Source organism: Paenibacillus sp. TSA_86.1 (assembly GCF_052691815.1).
The window spans coordinates 217,428-235,094 of the sequence record NZ_JBQZGE010000001.1; the positions used below are offsets into that span (position 1 = coordinate 217,428).

General features: G+C 46.1%; 16 protein-coding genes. 6 read left to right on the forward strand and 10 right to left on the reverse strand.

Features of this window, described 5'->3' with window-relative positions:
* Positions 1-74: 74 nt before the first annotated feature.
* From ACUTVW_RS00880 to ACUTVW_RS00890, 3 genes are all read right to left on the reverse strand, one after another.
* Positions 75-869 carry an SDR family oxidoreductase gene (locus tag ACUTVW_RS00880; protein WP_445644052.1) on the reverse strand — a complete coding sequence of 265 codons (795 nt, stop codon included), beginning with the start codon at positions 867-869 and terminating at the stop codon, positions 75-77.
* A 121-nt stretch (positions 870-990) separates the two neighbouring features.
* Positions 991-1,251 carry a YqkE family protein gene (locus ACUTVW_RS00885; protein WP_445644053.1) on the reverse strand — a complete coding sequence of 87 codons (261 nt, stop codon included), beginning with the start codon at positions 1,249-1,251 and terminating at the stop codon, positions 991-993.
* 434 nt (positions 1,252-1,685) lie between these two features.
* Positions 1,686-2,345, reverse strand: coding sequence for a peptidylprolyl isomerase (locus tag ACUTVW_RS00890; protein ID WP_445644054.1), 660 nt, complete (start codon positions 2,343-2,345; stop codon positions 1,686-1,688).
* A gap of 257 nt (positions 2,346-2,602) precedes the next feature.
* Between ACUTVW_RS00890 and ACUTVW_RS00895 the strand changes: the two genes are divergently transcribed.
* Positions 2,603-3,814 carry an MFS transporter gene (locus tag ACUTVW_RS00895; RefSeq protein ID WP_445644055.1) on the forward strand — a complete coding sequence of 404 codons (1,212 nt, stop codon included), beginning with the start codon at positions 2,603-2,605 and terminating at the stop codon, positions 3,812-3,814.
* Between the two features lie 270 nt (positions 3,815-4,084).
* Here the strand turns inward: ACUTVW_RS00895 and ACUTVW_RS00900 are convergent, their stop codons facing one another.
* The 3 genes from ACUTVW_RS00900 to ACUTVW_RS00910 all read right to left on the reverse strand — a co-directional run bounded on the left by ACUTVW_RS00900 (position 4,085) and on the right by ACUTVW_RS00910 (position 4,993).
* Positions 4,085-4,282 carry a hypothetical protein gene (locus ACUTVW_RS00900; RefSeq protein ID WP_445644056.1) on the reverse strand — a complete coding sequence of 66 codons (198 nt, stop codon included), beginning with the start codon at positions 4,280-4,282 and terminating at the stop codon, positions 4,085-4,087.
* Positions 4,283-4,321: 39 nt separating this feature from the next.
* Positions 4,322-4,699, reverse strand: coding sequence for a hypothetical protein (locus tag ACUTVW_RS00905; protein ID WP_445644057.1), 378 nt, complete (start codon positions 4,697-4,699; stop codon positions 4,322-4,324).
* 132 nt (positions 4,700-4,831) lie between these two features.
* Positions 4,832-4,993: a hypothetical protein gene (locus ACUTVW_RS00910; RefSeq protein WP_192895060.1), complete on the reverse strand. Its 162-nt coding sequence runs from the start codon at positions 4,991-4,993 to the stop codon at positions 4,832-4,834.
* Positions 4,994-5,137: 144 nt separating this feature from the next.
* Between ACUTVW_RS00910 and ACUTVW_RS00915 the strand changes: the two genes are divergently transcribed.
* Both ACUTVW_RS00915 and ACUTVW_RS00920 read left to right on the forward strand, forming a co-directional pair.
* Entirely contained in the window at positions 5,138-5,419 is a 282-nt protein-coding gene (locus tag ACUTVW_RS00915; protein ID WP_445644058.1) for a hypothetical protein, read from the forward strand.
* Positions 5,420-5,571: 152 nt separating this feature from the next.
* Positions 5,572-7,470 (forward strand): ATP-binding protein, encoded by a 1,899-nt coding sequence (locus ACUTVW_RS00920; protein ID WP_445644059.1) that lies wholly within the window; start codon positions 5,572-5,574, stop codon positions 7,468-7,470.
* 59 nt (positions 7,471-7,529) lie between these two features.
* On the opposite strand, the gene ACUTVW_RS00925 is transcribed toward ACUTVW_RS00920, so the two are convergent.
* Positions 7,530-7,775 (reverse strand): NHLP leader peptide family RiPP precursor, encoded by a 246-nt coding sequence (locus ACUTVW_RS00925; protein ID WP_445644060.1) that lies wholly within the window; start codon positions 7,773-7,775, stop codon positions 7,530-7,532.
* 26 nt (positions 7,776-7,801) lie between these two features.
* A complete protein-coding gene (locus tag ACUTVW_RS00930) occupies positions 7,802-8,776 on the reverse strand; it encodes a hypothetical protein (protein WP_445644061.1) in 975 nt (324 codons plus the stop codon).
* A gap of 221 nt (positions 8,777-8,997) precedes the next feature.
* Here ACUTVW_RS00930 and ACUTVW_RS00935 point away from each other — a divergent pair, with 221 nt between their 5' ends.
* On the forward strand, positions 8,998-9,726 hold the full coding sequence (locus tag ACUTVW_RS00935) for a hypothetical protein (protein WP_445644062.1): 729 nt from the start codon (positions 8,998-9,000) through the stop codon (positions 9,724-9,726).
* A gap of 140 nt (positions 9,727-9,866) precedes the next feature.
* On the opposite strand, the gene ACUTVW_RS00940 is transcribed toward ACUTVW_RS00935, so the two are convergent.
* Both ACUTVW_RS00940 and ACUTVW_RS00945 read right to left on the reverse strand, forming a co-directional pair.
* Positions 9,867-11,138, reverse strand: a complete 1,272-nt coding sequence (locus tag ACUTVW_RS00940) for an acyltransferase (RefSeq protein WP_445644063.1) — start codon at positions 11,136-11,138, stop codon at positions 9,867-9,869.
* 134 nt (positions 11,139-11,272) lie between these two features.
* Complete coding sequence (locus ACUTVW_RS00945; protein ID WP_445644064.1) at positions 11,273-12,274, reverse strand: LCP family protein; 1,002 nt, start codon at positions 12,272-12,274, stop codon at positions 11,273-11,275.
* A gap of 388 nt (positions 12,275-12,662) precedes the next feature.
* On the opposite strand from ACUTVW_RS00945, the gene ACUTVW_RS00950 reads away from it, so the two are divergent.
* Positions 12,663-14,366 (forward strand): methyl-accepting chemotaxis protein, encoded by a 1,704-nt coding sequence (locus tag ACUTVW_RS00950; protein ID WP_445644946.1) that lies wholly within the window; start codon positions 12,663-12,665, stop codon positions 14,364-14,366.
* A gap of 336 nt (positions 14,367-14,702) precedes the next feature.
* Entirely contained in the window at positions 14,703-17,624 is a 2,922-nt protein-coding gene (locus tag ACUTVW_RS00955; protein ID WP_445644947.1) for a glycoside hydrolase family 9 protein, read from the forward strand.
* Positions 17,625-17,667 lie beyond the last annotated feature (43 nt).

Consider the following 17,667-nt stretch of genomic DNA (forward strand, 5'->3'; position numbering starts at 1 on the left):
AAGGGAATCCAAAAAATCTGGGGATAACAGCGATAGAAGGTTGTTCTGTCATCGGAGTGGAGGTGTAAATAAGCTCATCCACGCAGAAGGGACTCGGCACCATCCACGTAGATTCGTGTACCTGTCACATGGGAGGCTTCATCGGAAGCGAGGAACAGCACCAGATTGGCAACTTGCTCCGAGGTTCCCGGTTCACCTTTGAGTGGATGCTCGTGCCCCTCAGGAAATTCAACTGGAATCTGAACATCCTTCAAATCATCCGATGGATACGTGTTGTCATCGATGTTGGTATCGATTGCCCCCGGACAAACGGCGTTTACACGAATTTTGTAACGAGCCAGTTCCAGTGCCGCCATTTTGGTAAAAGCAGTTTGACCGGCTTTGCTGGAAGCGTATGCAGAAAATCCGATGCCGGAAAATACACGGTTGCCGTTAATCGAACTGGTGATGATAATGCTGCCGCCGCGCTCTTTCAGATGAGGGATGGCATATTTCACCGTTGCAAACGTGCCGCGCATGTTAATTTCCATCGTCTGATCCCAATCTTCGATTTTCATCGTTTCAATAGGAGCCATGGCGCCATTGATACCCGCATTGGCAAAAACGATATCCAGCCTGCCTGCTTCGGCTGCCGCCTGATTGATCGCTTTCTGTACATGCTCCGGTTTGGAAATATCACATTCAATCACATAAGCCTCGCCGCCCGCTTGTTCAATGATCTGTTTCGTTTCCTCTGCGTTCTCGGGTGTACGATCCAGCATGTATACTGTAGCTCCTTGCTCGGCGAAACGAATTGCTGAAGCTTTACCAATACCTGAGCCCCCTCCGGTCACGATGGCAACTTTGCCTTCCAAACGTTGTTCAGCCATAATTGATCCCTCCATGTGTAGAATATCCTTGAACACTCTACTTCTAAATACCCGGCATGGGGGAGGTGAATCATATGTTCACATATTAAAACAGAACCCAATTTGGGTCCTGTTCGGCTCATTACTTATGTTTTTTCCAGTCGAGCGAGCTGTTGTTCAGCAAGTATTCAAAATCATTGTCCCGGCGCTTCTGCTCCGCTTGGCGAGCTTCTTCTGCCTGTAAACGCTCCTGCTCCTTGCGCTGTGCTTCAGCAGCTTTGGCTTCATCAGCCTGCGCTTTCAGTTTTTCGAGCACATCGCTGCTTAGCAGATCTTTCAACGTGGTCGGTTTGTCCTGATTCTGAGCCTTTGGCGCCGGAGTATGTCTTTTGGATTTAGCCACTTTGAAAATCCCCTTTCCAACCATGAATCATCATCGATATCGTTATTGTAGACATAGTATATCAGGTTCCTGTTGCGCATTCCATGAAGTTACAGAACGGATGCAGGAAAAAGGGCATGTCACGGCGAATGAAGACAGGTATAAAACCATATAATGGTACCGATACTACGACTATTCCCTGGAGAAAGGAGTCGTTGTTCGTGGAAGCAAACCGGAGTTTGTTGAGAGGGCTTGCATGGGGGATGGCCTTTAGTTTGCCGCTATGGATTGCGATTATCGGATGGCTGCAATTGTTGGGATGGATGCATTGAGGTGTTATCCGCAGGCGAAAAAGAGGTTTGTTCAAGTTATTTATGTAAACGTTATCATTAAATAAGCTCTGTTCTGTGCGCAGATGCACAGGACAGAGCTTTTGTTTGTTTCGCGAAAATGGTTTACTTTTTATCTTCCATAATCTTCACGGGTTCCGGATATTCCAGTCCGTGTGTATCAACGGTTACTTTCTTCATGACTTGGTCCGTAACCGGCTTGTCTCCTCCACCGATTTCCTGCGCTGCAATTCCATCAACTACGTCCATACCTTCGGTCACTTTACCAAAGGAAGCGTAGGCATTGTCCAGATGGTCTGCACTAGCGAGCATAATAAAGAATTGGGAACCGGCTGAATCCAAGTTCTCTCCACGAGCCATCGAAATCACTCCGCGAGTATGCTTTAGATTGTTTTTGTGACCGTTCGAGGTGAATTCACCTTTGATCGCATAGCCTGGACCGCCTGTGCCTCTACCATCAGGATCACCGCCTTGAATCATAAAGCCCGGAATGACGCGATGGAAGATCAGGCCGTCATAAAAGCCTTTGTTCGCCAGTGAGATGAAATTGTACACCGTATTTGGTGCAATCTCCGGATACAGTTCAATGACGATCTTTTGCCCGTCCTGCATCTCAATCGTGGCTACAGGGTTAGGGCCCTCTGGTGCTGCTGGAACCGGGGTTTGCTCAGCATTGCTTGCCGGGCGTACGCAACCGCTCATCACGATCAACAGCATCACAAGCATAAGCGAGACTGCGGTTGTTTTTTTCCATCGTAAAGACATGAATATGTTCCTCCTTGGTTCGTTGTTATAACGAATTACATCAAATATAGTTTGGTACATTCTTCAACTATCATACCGTTTCCAGATACAGAATGGCAATGCAAGCCGTGTTAATCCGGTGAACTGGGGATGGTCTTCATGGGAGCATAGGTGTAAAATAAGGAAAATGCTTCCGCATCAGGGGGACGTACGGGTCTGTTCCGTCCGCTCCAAACACGGCAGTCCCGGCGTCAGTTACGGAAAGGACGGGCGGGTATATGAACTTCTCGTGGAAGCGTAATCTGATCATTTTGTGGATCGGTGTCTTTTTTTGCAGTACGGCATATTCGATCTCCATTCCGTTCTTGCCCTTATTTCTAAGCAGCGATCTGGGTGTACGTAATCATCTGGAGTTCTGGTCAGGACTGGCCTTTGGTATTACGTTTCTTGCTAGTGCACTTGTGTCACCCTTTTGGGGATCACTAGCAGATAAATATGGGCGCAAGCCGATGTTAATTCGTTCAGGATATAGCCTGGCCGTCTTGTATCTCATTAATTTTTTTGTACAGGACCCGTATTCACTCATTGTTGTTCGGCTGTTTCAAGGATTGCTTGCCGGGTTTGTGCCTGCGGCAATTGCTCTTGTAGGTACAAACACACCTGAAGAGAAGACCGGATATGCTTTGGGCATTATGTCTACTGCTGGGGCTACGGGCGGTATTATCGGTCCGTTGATTGGCGGAGTTGTCAGTCATTATTACGGTAACCGGAGTGCGTTTCTCTTTTCGGCGATTGTTGTGCTGGTGTCTGCGGTCATTGCAACCTTCTGGGTCAAGGAAGAGAATTTTAACCGTAACAAAGCTCGCTCACATGTCATGGATGATATCCGTGAAGCCAGAGCGAACCGGGTATTCATGACTGTGCTGGGGATGATGGGGATATGCACCTTTTCCGTTATGATCCTAGAGCCGTTATTAACGGTATATGTCATGGAGATGGGTGTTCAGCCTGACCGGGCGTCTCTTAGTTCAGGCATCATCTTCTCGGCGGTGGGCGTTGCTACGGTGATCATGGCTCCACGCTGGGGCAAGCTCGGATCAAGAATTGGTTTTGGGAAAGTGTTAGTGATCGGACTAATTGGCGGGGCAGTGGGTAATCTGTTGCAATTTTTCACTATAGGTTACGTTGCATTTGGCGTTCTGAGATTTGTCTACGGACTTTTCTTCGCAGCGGTGTTCCCGGCAATCAATGCGATGATTGTACAGGTTACTGATCCTTCATTTCGCGGAAGGGCGTTTAGTCTGAATCAGTCCGCTGCTCAGATTGGAACGATGGCAGGGCCGATAATCGGTGGTGTTCTTGGTGGCTGGCTGCCGATTCGCTGGATATTTATTATTAATGGGCTTGCGCTTCTGGCTACGGCAATTGTGGTGAAATGGTCCAGACTAGAGCACAAGCTCCCTGGAGCGAGTAAACCTGCGGAGAGATAGGCCTATGTAATTGCAGGGATGTAATGCATGCTTAATGCTTTTTTTGTTTAGAACGGAGATGACGCTGGAAATGCAGTGTCATCTCTTTTTTATTTGAACAGACTTCCATAGATCTGAACGCAAAAAAAGAAACCCCTCGCTAGAGAGGTCCCTTCAATAGTGTCCTATAAACAGTACCCTATCAAAAGTATCCTATACACAGTTTCCTATAAACGTAAGGAACTATATATGACATATCCGTTCATCAGGGTGTCATTTCACTTTTAACATTCATGATTTACTGGTAGAGGATTTATCGGAAGTCTGTTCCTTGGGAATGGCATGTTTGATCGCGTCGCGCTGATCTTCATTCTCCAGTGCACCAGGGAAAGAATCTTCGATGAAGAGTCCAAAATCAGGATCGATATCCCGCTCCGTAACAAGGTTATCCGGTTTATGGTCCTGTTTTTTCTGATTATTCTTGGTCATGTCAGCACCTCCTCATGTGAGAATACGCAAACAGAAGCTCTAACGCGGCGGAAGGATATTCTGTTGTGGTTTGGCGTCAGCTCCAGCACCGTTTAGCAGATCTGTACCGTGCAAGGCATCGGGATCGGGTGCGGCAGGGTCAACCGGACTGCCTGGTTGCACAAGATCTGCATCAGGTACAGATTCCAGCGGAGTCTCCGTCAATCGGGATTCCAACCCTTCTTCGTCTACAGCAGATGCAGCAACGGGCATCTGCTCCGAATCTTCCATTTCGATGTCAATGCGGCGTCCAGAGACTTCATCAAAGGTATCCATGTCTCCCTCGGGTACTTCGGTTTCAGGTGGGATATCACGGGACCTCTGGTAGCGGTCATAATAACGGTCACTTTCTACATTGTTAATTGGTTTATCAGACATGATTCGCACTCCCTTTCATATACAAGTGTATAGTACATACGATTTGAATTTAATGTACCTATCTCATCGATTCATCGTCATTCCGAGCATGATATTATCCCCGAAAATAGAGCAGGTTATGTCAGGAATTTGCTAAAATTTTGGGAATACATACTTGACCAGGAAGTAGAGAAATCCAAAAAAGATAATGATATATGCGGCATATTTAATAAAAGTAGAAGCGACCACACTTGAATCCGATTTGTGTTGTACATCCTTATGTTCAACTTCTACCGTACGATGAGGCTCATTCATGGTAATCATCTCCTTGTTAGTGAGTGTTTGCTTTGAGAAACCATTACACATGATCCACAGGATTGAATCGCGCCATCCGTTTTTACAGCTTTTCTTGTTTTCTCTATGTTATGATAAAGCTTGAGTACATAAGGAGGGATTCGCGTGGACTGGTTCACACTGGGTAATATGATTACACGTATTCGAATCGGACAGAAAGCGTCCACACCCGGATTTTCTCGTACCGTTATTCGACGTCCGGATGGATTGTTCTGGGTTGGTGGTATATGGTCCGGACAGGTCGTTCAGTTACGTGATTTTTTGTTCTCTGACATATGGACGGTTTACGATGATGAAGAGACGGAGCAGTGGCTTGAGTTTCGGACGAAGGTGGAACAGAAGGAACGTGAGATGATTGAGAATCAGTATGAGGACTTACGAGATTAATGGGTTATATATAACAATAAAATGGAAAAAAAACTATAAATACACTGATATGTGAATTTTGATTTCGTATAAGAAGGTGACATGATCAACGGTGGCGAATGATATATGAGGAGCTATCAGGAAGAGAAAATAAAAACTTTGAGGTGCTGTGAATGAGAAATGTGCCCAAAGCTATCATCGTCTTGTGGATGACGGTATGGATGATTCTGTGTATGCCGCATGGACTGGTACTTGCCGCACCAGAAAAGATTCAACAACCTGTATCCATTTCAGGATGGGAAGTAAAATGGGGGAACGCTGGAGATCAGGGCTTTATTAGTGAGGTTATGGGCGTAGACGAGATATGGGAGAAACGGAGTGCCGAACAGATTGTGGATATGACTAAAGAACCCTCCGGTTCCTTGTGGTCACGTTTGACTATTCCCTATTTGCAGGATGGAAGTTCAGCGATTCGTTTCGAAAATATTAAAGGTACTCATATTGTGATCTATCTTGAAGATCGGAAAGTATACGAGAATTACCATTATAATTACGACAATAATGCCGTTTTTTTACCGTTATCTGCTGAAAACTCGGGGAAAACACTGTATGTTTGGGCACAAAATGAGAGAGGATTTCTGGGCATTCAAGGGGATGTCGAGGTCGGACCATACGCCAAGCTGCAGGAGAAGTATATCCATAATGGGTTACTTGATATCATTTTGGGTTCAACTTTTGTATTTACCTCGTTAATTATGCTGAGTTGCACATTTTTCCTGGGTCAGTTTCATAAAGGATTATGGATATCACTATGTGTCGTGATGGGTTCCATTGGCACAATGGTGATCACTTACTCTCAATTCTTATACACCTTCTATCAAGTGTATGGTGACTTGTATTCTATTCTGTTTGATCTGGCTATGCTGCTTGGGATGCCGGCACTGTGTTATTTCTTTGAACAAATTATCGGTCCCGGTGTACACGGAATATTCACCAAATTGAGGAAAGTTCAATGGGCCTATTCCATTGTTGCTGTGTTTTCATTGTTTGTATACGTTGTATCCGGTGGGCAATGGGATCTATTGTACAGTTTGCTTGTACAGCGTGTCGTAGGCATTATATTGGTTATTCTACTGACGATTCTGCTGGCTGGCACGATAGCCAGAGCACTGCAGCGTAACGGTGAAGCGATTCTGTTAGCGGCTGGTTTCGGTACATTCTCGCTAATCAGTGTCCTCGAACTTCTTTGGTATTATCAGCGCAATGGGGCGTATCACCTTTTATGGTGGAAATGGTCTATGGTTGCATTTGTTATCTCACTGATTGCTATTCTTGGCAGCCGTTTTGCGGAAAAGCATAACAAAGTACTGGAGTACTCCAAGGAACTGGAGCTGTTCAACAATGAATTGCAGCGATCCGAGAAAATGGAGATCATCAGTGAGCTTGCCGCTTCAGTTGCTCATGAGGTGCGTAACCCGCTTCAGGTGACGAGAGGATTCCTTCAGCTTATGACAGAGCAGGAGGATAACAAGAATAAAGGATATGTGCGCATTGCCTTGGAAGAACTCGACCGGGCTTCTGGCATTATTACGGATTTTCTGACCTTTGCAAAACCTGAATTTGATCATATTATTTCACTGAATATTTCGGATGAATTTGATCACATCGAAGGTATACTTGTACCGATGGCTAATCTGGAAGGTGGAAAAATTATCACGGATATTCCGCCAAACCTTCATATTCGAGGCAATTCTTCGAAGTTTAAGCAGGCTTTTATCAATATTATCAAAAATAGTATTGAGGCATTGCAAGGACAGGGGCAGATTGATATTTGGGCTTATTCGCAGGATGGCAATGTCAAGGTTCATGTCAGAGACAACGGGGAAGGAATGAGCGAGGAAGCACTATCGCGATTGGGAGAACCGTATTTCTCTAATAAAATCAAAGGCACTGGTCTTGGCATGATGGTTACCTTTCGAATCGTGGAAGCGATGAATGGACAGATCAATTTTACAAGCACAAAAGGGGTAGGAACAGAAGCGGTTGTATCTTTTCCCGAGTTCATTAAATGACGGACTCGGGAAGGATATTCAGCTTCATGTTCTACCCCTGATTTTTTATTTTGCCCAGTTTAAAACTCTCTCCACGGTCCGCAGTTAACGTCATAATTGACCTTGGAAGGGTTAGGTGGAATGACAAGAACATAATCATTCTGCTGTTCCTCGACCGTGCGGATCTTGACATGATCAGGAATTATAATACCGAATGCCTCGCGAAGTGCCTGTTTGGGATTGGAGTGAAGCTGTTGTCTGAAGTGTTCGTCTGTCCAAGCCTTCTCAATAATATCCTCATGCAACGTTTTCTCTGACACCATCATCGTCAACATTCCCTTCATCATTTAGATTAAACCGAATCAGTTTCTCTCTTGTCGGTTGTTTCAAGCTGTGATTCCCTGATCCAGTAGTGAAACCCGCCTCGGTAAAGTCTTTTTTTGTGTTGTAACATGCCATGAACAGCTTGTACCAGTGTGTTGTACAGATAACCATTAAGTGAGATGAATTGTGGTAATCCTGAGTTAGAAGATGTAAGGGTGCTGTGGAAATATTGTGCAATATCTGCATAACTGTTCATGAATGTGGAGTTGAATACATTGTGATGTGTGGATTCGTGAAGTGGATGAGTTGGATATTCTTGCTGGAGTGCTGCGGATATGTGAGAGAGGTAGCTGTTGTAGTTCCCGTGTTCAGCATCTTGTTTCGTGTCTGTGAAGTCATCCGTCATCTGAAGAGTCGTAAGAACGATATTCAGCGCATCACAGACCGAAGCGATTCGATCACCTTGCTCCAGTAACAGCAGAGCACCGATGACTCCTAATTGTGATGGTGAAGCTTTCTGAGCGATGAGTAGCGGGTTTTGCTGAAAATAATCCGCGTGTAATTCGCCATTCACGCTTACTGCCCAGTCCTGGAGAACCTGTCTGAAATGGTTCCAGAAGTCGGAAGAGGATTCAAATAATGCGCTATAGACTCGCAGGGCATCCACATAACAGAGGTTTCCCAAAGTTAACTTCAACACTGCGTCGTCAGTCGGCTCATCCATAACATCATCCAGATTGAGAAAATACATCATGTGTAACAGACAAGCTACGCTAAGCTGGTGAGCTTGATCCGGTAGGAGTCCATCCGTATGTTGCATCCATAACGGAGTGATGTAACCGATGTAGCTGTGTCCCGAATTTCTCCTGACGGGGTGGAGCAAACGGAGTTGTTCAAGCGCATGCCCTGCCAGTGAGTCAGGGTATTGCCGAAGCCGTTCTTCAACGGATTCAAACACCGCCTTCACGTCAAGCATATACGGATCTAGCCATTCACGCTGCATGATATGAAAACGTCCCTCCTGCATTAAATGTTGGAATATGCAGTAAGATCAAGAAGTTACATACAGTATAGCTCAAGTATATTGAAAAAAATAGGCTTTTTTGTGATCATTTGTGAGAAATTTGATGACACTTTGGATTTTATAGCATAAAAAGTTGTAATTTGGGTCCAAACTAGAGAAGCAGAGGATATCGACACAAGAGAGGCGGATAAATAATGAGGATGAATTGGAAATCATGGCTGGTAGCCGGAGCAGCAGTTGCCATTATCACCATTGCGCCGAGCCAAACCGCTTTAGCTGGTCCGGTTGTTCCTGCGGAGCCAAAAGATGTGAATCAGACCGAATCAGTGGGAGGAAATAACAAACCTTGTATACAGGCAGGTCATGGTCTGTTTATGATTGGTGAAACCGCTGATTTGCTCGGGATTGGACTCCGTGATTTGAAGCAGGAGATGGAGCTTGGCAAGACCTTGACTCAGATTGCCAAGGAACGGAAAGGACTCAGTGAAGAACAGTTACTGCAAAAACTAAAACCTACGCTGTCAGAGCGTTTGGATAAAGCCGTGCAAGATGGCTGTCTCACCAAGGAACAAGCTGCGGCAGCCAAAGCCAATATGGATGTGAAGCTGAAAAAGGTTGTGAACACACCGCTTACCGAATTACGCCGTGAGTTTGCACACCATGGGAAACATTCAATGGTAGATAAAGGGGCCATTGCGAAGTATATCGGCATTACCCCTGAACAATTACAAGAACAGCTGCATGCAGGCAAGTCTTTGGCTGAGATTGCCCAAACAAAGGGCATCAGTGAAACACAGCTCGTGAACCAGTTAAAAGAACAACTAACAGGTGATCTGCAAAAGTTTGTTCATCAAAAGCGGAAAGCTCCTTCCGGTTCAGTTCATCCGGGGCTTGTGCCCGGGCGATCCGCCTCAACCGAAGTGAGATGATCAACGTACTGTATCCACAAATGATCAATAGCGTCCTCCGCAGAGAGGACGCTATTTGTCTGTAGTTATAGTTCAATACTGAGAGTTTAAGGATCTCAGTGCCTTGGTGTCATATTGTAAAATCAGCACAAATGCTGGTTTTATCTTAATCGGTTCGTCTCTAAGCTCCGGCTTTTGGAAGCCGAACGGAGGGGCGAGCTTTGATTCTGTGTCCGTTTTCCGTTACTTACTACTTTGTTGCTAAAAGAAGTAGATGACAGAGCCTTCCTGCGTGCCAATCCAACCGTGAATCGAGAGCCTGGCAGCTTGGATAGTGCCCAGCTAATGCCAAGAGCAGCGATTACAGTGACAGCAAATGAGATGATCGTTACAGGCAGATGCCACCCGCTAAGCTGTAACGGTCTGGTAACATATGCGATGGCATAAATCACCAGGGCATGAACCAGATAACCGCCGAAGGAATAGCGCCCAATCCAGGCGAGCAGACGCTGAAACCACAGGTTTTTGCCATTCAGCAGAACAAGGAAGCCGTAGAACATGATCATCTGGGCCATAATACTGATGAACGTACTTGGTTTTAGATAAGTTGAAATATTCAGATTCATTGTATCTTCCGACCCGCGCAGCACATCGTATCCCATCCAGATATACATCATAATAAAAACGGCAATGGTGCAAGGTAGGGCCTTCACCGTCCAGTTCCTCCAGTTCTCCACCGTCCAGGCGCATACCGCCCCAAGCAAAAAGTAAAACCAATACATAACCCACGAGTATGACCGGTATTCCAGCAGGCTTGACCATGGCTCTGACAACACTTGTGTCCAGCTATACATATCGTAATATGACCATTTCATGAGCCCGATATAGAGTATGGCTGCAACGACTATGACCGCTAACATGACTTGCTTCTGAGTCAAGCGCTTGAGCTTCTCTATCCGTTTACGAACAGCGTGAGCCGCCGCGAGAAACAACGGAAACAGAATATAAAACTGGAATACCATCAGCACAAACCAGAGGTGATATCCCGTCTGGGGCATGAACAGTTCATCCATAAAGCTTCTAAGATCCGGCATGCCGGAAGTCCAGAACGCAGGAGTAAATACACGCACAGCTAACCAGTAGATGAGCGTCCATATGAAGAAAGGCATATAGATATCACCAAACCGCTTTCCGATAAAGCGGGGATAATCCGGTTTTGAATGGCGATGGTGGTAGAATAACATCACCCCTGATAAAAATACAAAGGTGGGTGTACCAAACCTGGTCAAATGATAAATCATGGTCAGCATGACAGAGTCAGGTTGCTCAATGTCCGGCCGATAGATGTATTCAGCAATGTTATGCTGCATTACGATGGCCAGAAATGCTAACCCGCGAAGCACGGTCCATTCGGCTATTTTCGGTTTTTTCATTACCATTCCTCCCTTAGGTAGCCAGGGTCATCATATAACACTACCCTCCAAACATTAACGCTACATTAATTAACGGAAAAAGGAACTAAAAAAGGACGGCCTAAGCCATCCCTTTGCTAAATATAATATGATAGTCACTGGCTGGATTCACCAGATGCTGAGCGATCGGAAGTCGCGTTATCTTCTTTGAATAACTTTTGAATATAAGCTTGAAGCTTGGGCACATTTACGCCTAATACCTGAGCAGCTCCGGCTCGTTCGTTCGTCAGTAATTTATTCGGCGGAATCTGCTGCTGATCGATTTCGTTCACACGAATATCAAAACCAAGTGAAGCGAGCTTCAACATTTGGGTTGGACTCAGATCTGTTTTGATATAAGGGGCAATGGCTTCCAGCATATCAGGAATTTTAAAGAGCGAAGTGGTGCTCTGCATTTTCTTGGCAAGTTCGGTCATAAAGATGCGCTGACGCTGTGTACGTGTGAAGTCGGAGGTCGCATCATGCCGGAAACGTACATACTGGAGGGCGGTCTTGCCATCCATATGCTGCAGCCCTTTTTTCAAATCAATATCATACATATGTTTATCGGCTTTACTCGTGTAGTACATATCTTTTTCCACATCAATATCAATACCATCCAGCGCATCAACGAGAGCCATGAAGCCTGTAAAGTCGGTGTAGACATAATGTTGAATCGGTATACCGAGCAGGTTGCTGACCGTCTCTTTGGTTAATTCGGCTCCCCCGAAGGAGTAGGCGGCATTAAGACGGCTTTTGCCATGACCTGGAATATCCACATAAGTGTCACGAAGCACGGAAAACAGATGAGCTTTTTTGGAAACGGGATCAATGGATGCCACCATCACCGAGTCTGAACGCCCCGCGTCATCCCCTCTGGAGTCACCTCCAAGCAGCAAAATATTGACTCTTTCCTGACCGTCCCACTTCGGAATGACTACTGAGGGGGTGTCGGAGTTTGGTGTGTTGTTTAAATCACTGCTCGAAGTGGACGAGGCACTGGAAGCAGTCGAGATGCTATTGGCAAAATGAACGATCGAATATCCGTAGTAGACAATGACTCCTGTTATAGCAAGTGCCAAGGTCAGGGCTGTCCCCCATAACCATTTTTTAAGCATAATCTTCACCTTTCTATGTATAAACTGATAGATACCCAAACTAGTTTAACAAAAAGAAAGCAAAATGTCCTCTTTAACTCCGAAAATACGTAAAAATACGCTATTGTTTTACAAATTGTTAGTCCGGAAAGGTTTTTACTCTCGTTATAGAAAAAAAAGAAATTTCAACATCTATCATAATAGTAAATATCTGTGGAATGATTTCAGTGAGGGAATCCTTATTTTTGATATTCTTATTTCGCTGTTAAATGAAATTTTTTGAAATGTAGATGAGATATATTCACTAGGGGAACATATATGTCGATATATTATACAGATGTACTAGTTTATTGGGCCAAGTTGGAGGAGTGGGAAGATGGGGAAAGTGCGGGGAAACGCATTGGAAAAAATGAAATTTACGATTCGCGGCAAGTTACTGGCTGGTTTTTCGATTGTTTTGGCTTTACTAATCTTTGTTAGCGTGTACACGTTGACACAAGTTTTTACAATGGCTGATAAATCAAGACAGATCGATCAGAGTGCTATGCCAAGTATAAGTTTGCTCGGAATCATGAATGGTGATGTGTCGGATGTCGAAAGACTGGCACTAGGTATCATTGTGGAACAGAATCCAAGTGAGACGGAGAAACTGAACGAAGCGTTGAAAATGTTGCTTGCCAAGATTGAAGATGAGCGTAAACAGCTGCTTAACTTCATTAAGGGTGATCCTCAAGCAGAGCCGCTGTACGAACAGTTTTCTACCAATTATGATTCTTATTTGCAAAAAATGCCGGAGTTTATCGACTATGGTCTCAAAAATGATTATACTACGGCCAGCATGCTACATACAGCAGCCTATCCAATGTGGTATACAGCCAATGATCTGATTACTCAGTTGATCAATCTTGGGAATAGCAGTGCGAAAGAAATTGCTGCCGGATCTGTCAAGCTGGCTGAGAATGCTTTTAGAATCATTCTAGGTGTAGCTATCGTTGCAACGCTCCTATCTTTATTCATTGCGCTATTTATCGCGAGTATGATCTCTCGTCCGGTTAAAAAGATGAGTGAAGCTGCAGCAGCGATTGCTGACGGTGATCTGACGGGTGAGGAAATTACATTGAAGAACAGAGATGAGCTGGGTGTCTTGGCAACCTCCTTCAATACAATGAGTCAAAATCTGCGTTCGATGATTCAATCCGTATCGGAAACATCGGAGCAAGTTGCAGCTTCATCGGAAGAACTTCTCGCGAGTGCAGAGCAAAACGCTAAAGCTTCGGAGCAAATTACCGAAACGGTGGAAGAATTGGCTGTAGGGACAACAAATCAGGTGGATATCGTGAAGCGTTCTTCACAGGCGATGAATGAGATGGCATTAGGCTCCGAACAGATTGCCGAACTGGCTCAAAGCGTATCCGTATCCGCTGTGGACGCGGCGAATCAGTCGTCGGAAGGCAACAAGATTATTCAGCAAGCGGTGGATCAGATGGGGTCGGTTCGCAACTCTATTGCATCCTTAAGAGAACTGGTTACAGGACTCGGAGAACGTTCTGCCGAGATTGGCACGATCACTGAAGTAATCAATAACATTGCCCGGCAAACCAATTTGCTGGCCCTGAACGCTGCAATTGAAGCTGCACGTGCAGGCGAGCATGGCAGAGGTTTTGCCGTGGTTGCGGGAGAGGTGCGCAAACTGGCAGAAGAATCCTCAGCTTCAGCTCAGCAGATCACACAGATCGTGCAACTGATTCAGCAGGATACCGATCAGGCTGTACAGGCTGTAAAAGTAAACAGCAATGAAACAGAAGCCGGCATTGAGCTGGTTGCTGCAGCTGGACAAGCATTCGAACAGATTTCGGCCGCTGCCAACAAGGTAGCCGGAGAGATCGAAGAAGTATCCGCAGGCTCCGAGGAGATGTCTGCTAGTACGAATGAAGTTGTAAGTTATGTGAATCAAATCTCCAATATTGCTGGCGAGGCTTCCGGTGCTGTTCACAACGTATCTGCTGCAACACAAGAGCAACTGGCATCGATGGAAGAGATTGCTTCCTCTGCAGGTTTGTTATCCAAAATGGCGGAGGAATTGCAAGGACAAGTGGGCAAATTCAAAGTATAGATTTCAAAAATAGAGGACGAAGAGGCTGTTTCTCCCGTGAATATCCGGGGAAGAAACAGCTTTTTTGTCATATCACGCTGATCAGGTCACAACAATGTTATTTCAGAAGTCACCAATGTTGATATTTCAAGTCAAACAAACGACTATAATGGTAATTAATGGTGGAAATTACATCGAGTTACCACCATAGAGAGGAGCGAGGTCACTCAGAAAATGAAGAAGCATTCATCTGGAACTTTCGAGAAAAGGAGATGAACAGGATTTATGAAAGGGCGCTGGTGGAGACGCATTGCGATGGTAACGTTATCGGCAGGACTTCTCGCGGGGAGCTTTTCTATGAATACAGGATTACGTCAGGCGGATGCGGCCGCTGGAGATCATAACTACGCTGAAGCACTTCAGAAGGCTATTTACTTCTATGAGGCACAGCGCTCAGGCCCGTTACCTGCCAATAATCGAGTTGAATGGCGCGGTGACTCGGGAATGCAAGATGGGGCTGATGTCGGCGTCGATCTGACCGGGGGATGGTATGATGCCGGAGATCATGTGAAATTTGGTTTTCCGATGGCGGCGTCAGCAACGATGTTAGCCTGGTCAGTGGTCGAATATAGCGATGGCTATGAGCAAGCTGGACAATTGGAGGAAATTAAGGACAATATTCGGTGGGCAACCGACTATTTTATGAAAGCGCATACGAAGCCAAATGAATTATGGGGACAAGTCGGAGGGGGAAACATCGATCATGCCTGGTGGGGACCAGCAGAGGTGATGCAGATGAACCGGCCTTCGTTCAAGATCGATGCTTCCTGTCCGGGAAGTGATCTTGCGGCTGAAACGGCTGCTGCACTGGCTGCTTCTTCCATCGTATTTGCAGATGATGACCCGGCATATTCGGCAAAAATGCTTCAGCATGCGAAAGAACTGTACAACTTTGCAGATACATATCGGGGAAAATACACCGATTGTATTACCGATGCTGCAGCATTTTATAACTCGTGGACAGGATATGAAGATGAGCTTGCATGGGGCGGAGCGTGGCTTTATTTAGCCACTAATGATAACGCTTACTTGTCCAAAGCGCTTGCAGCTGCAGACCGGTGGTCTACGAGCGGCGGTTCAGCGAACTGGCCTTATACCTGGACACAGGGCTGGGATAGTAAACATTACGGTGCCCAGATTCTGCTTGCCCGGATTACATCCAGTCTGAATATGCCTGAGGCAACCAAATTCATTCAATCGACAGAGCGAAATTTGGATTACTGGACGGTAGGTACAAATGGAGGGCGTGTAACTTACACTCCAGGTGGTCTTGCCTGGTTGGATCAGTGGGGATCACTCCGATATACAGCGAATGCAGCATTCATTGCATTTGTGTACTCGGATTGGGTCAGTGACCCGGTGAAAAAATCCAGATATCAGAATTTTGCTACCTCACAGATGAATTACATCTTAGGGGATAATCCTCGTCAGAGCAGTTACGTTGTCGGATATGGAAAAAATCCTCCACAGCATCCGCATCATCGTACAGCACATAGTTCATGGATGAATAACGAAGATATTCCGGCGAATCACCGTCATATTTTGTACGGTGCCATGGTGGGAGGACCGAATGCGTCGGATCAATATACGGATGACATCTCGGATTATGTGAGTAATGAGGTGGCGACCGATTATAACGCGGGCTTCACGGGCGCACTTGCCAAGATGAATCTGTTGTATGGACAGAATCATCAACCTCTTGCGAATTTTCCTGCTCCTGAAGTGAAAGGTGACGAGTACTTTGTAGAAGCTGCTATTCGGTCATCAGGCTCCAATTTTACGGAAATTCGTGCATTACTTAACAACCGTTCAGGCTGGCCTGCGCGGATGGGAGATCAGCTTTCCTTCAAATATTTCCTGGATTTGAGCGAGGTGTATGCTGCGGGACGCACCGTATCGGATGTGCAGGTTACGGTATCTTCTTCTGAGGGTGCAACCGTATCTCAACCTGTCGTCGTGGATGCCGCCAAACGGATCTATGCGATTACGGCAAACTTCAGTAATACCAAAATCTATCCAGGCGGGGAGGGTAATTACCGCAAAGAGGTTCAGTTCCGGATTACAGGACCGCAAGGTGCATGGAATGCGGCTAACGATCCTTCCTACCAGAATCTGGCGACAGGCACTCCGGTAAAAAGTGTACACATTCCCGTATATGACGCTGGAGTGAAGGTATATGGACAGGAGCCGGGTGTTACACCGGTGACCATCCCAGCTGTACCTGCGGGTGTGCAAGCTTCACCGGGCAATAATCAGGTCACGTTGAACTGGGCTGCTTCTGCAGGGGCTGTATCGTATACCGTGAAACGTGCGGGAGTTAGCGGAGGCCCTTACACAACAGTCGCAACAGGTGTCACCGGGTTAACTTACACCAACACGGGATTGACGAATGGCCAAACGTATTATTACGTGCTGACCGCTGTCAATGCAGCCGGGGAATCCGCAGCTTCTATGCAGGTAGCCGGTGCACCACAAGCAGCTTCGAACGTACCAGGTGCGCTAACGGTAAGTGGAACAGCTGGTAATAACCAAAATGTGCTGTCATGGACAGCGGCATCAGGGGCTGCGAGCTATAAGGTACAGCGGGCTGTTGCTAGTGGTGCGTTCGCGGATGTAGCTACTGGCTTGACGGTGTTGGCTTACACGGACACGACAGCGCTTAATGGAACTTCTTACAGTTACCGAGTGGTTGCTGTGAATGCAAGCGGGCAGACGTTATCTAACGTGGTCGCGCTGACACCTTCAGGTCCACCTGTTTCCACAGGTACGCTTGAAGTGCAGTATCGAAACGGAGGAACCGGAAATTCCAGCAATGCGGCAACTCCTCAGTTTAACGTGAAGAACACGGGCACACAGGCGATCGACCTTAGTACGGTGAAAATTAGGTATTACTTTACGAAAGACGGCACGGAGGATCTGACCTTCTGGTGTGATTATGCTGTGGTGGGTACAGCCAATGTGCAGGGCAAGTTCGTGACCGTGAATCCGGCAAAAGGAATGGCTGATACGTATTTAGAGATCAGTTTTACCTCTGGAGCGGGCAGTCTGGCTGCCGGAGCGGAGACGGGAGTGATTCAGGGACGTTTTTCCAAAAACAACTGGAGCAATTTGGATCAAAGCAACGACTACTCTTATGATGCTTCCAAGACTGCTTTTGCCGCTTGGAACAAAGTGACAGCCTATCAAGGCAGCACTCAAGTATGGGGTCTGGAGCCGTAAAGTGAACGGCAAGGTTGAAATTCAGGAAGGCAACCATCTCAAG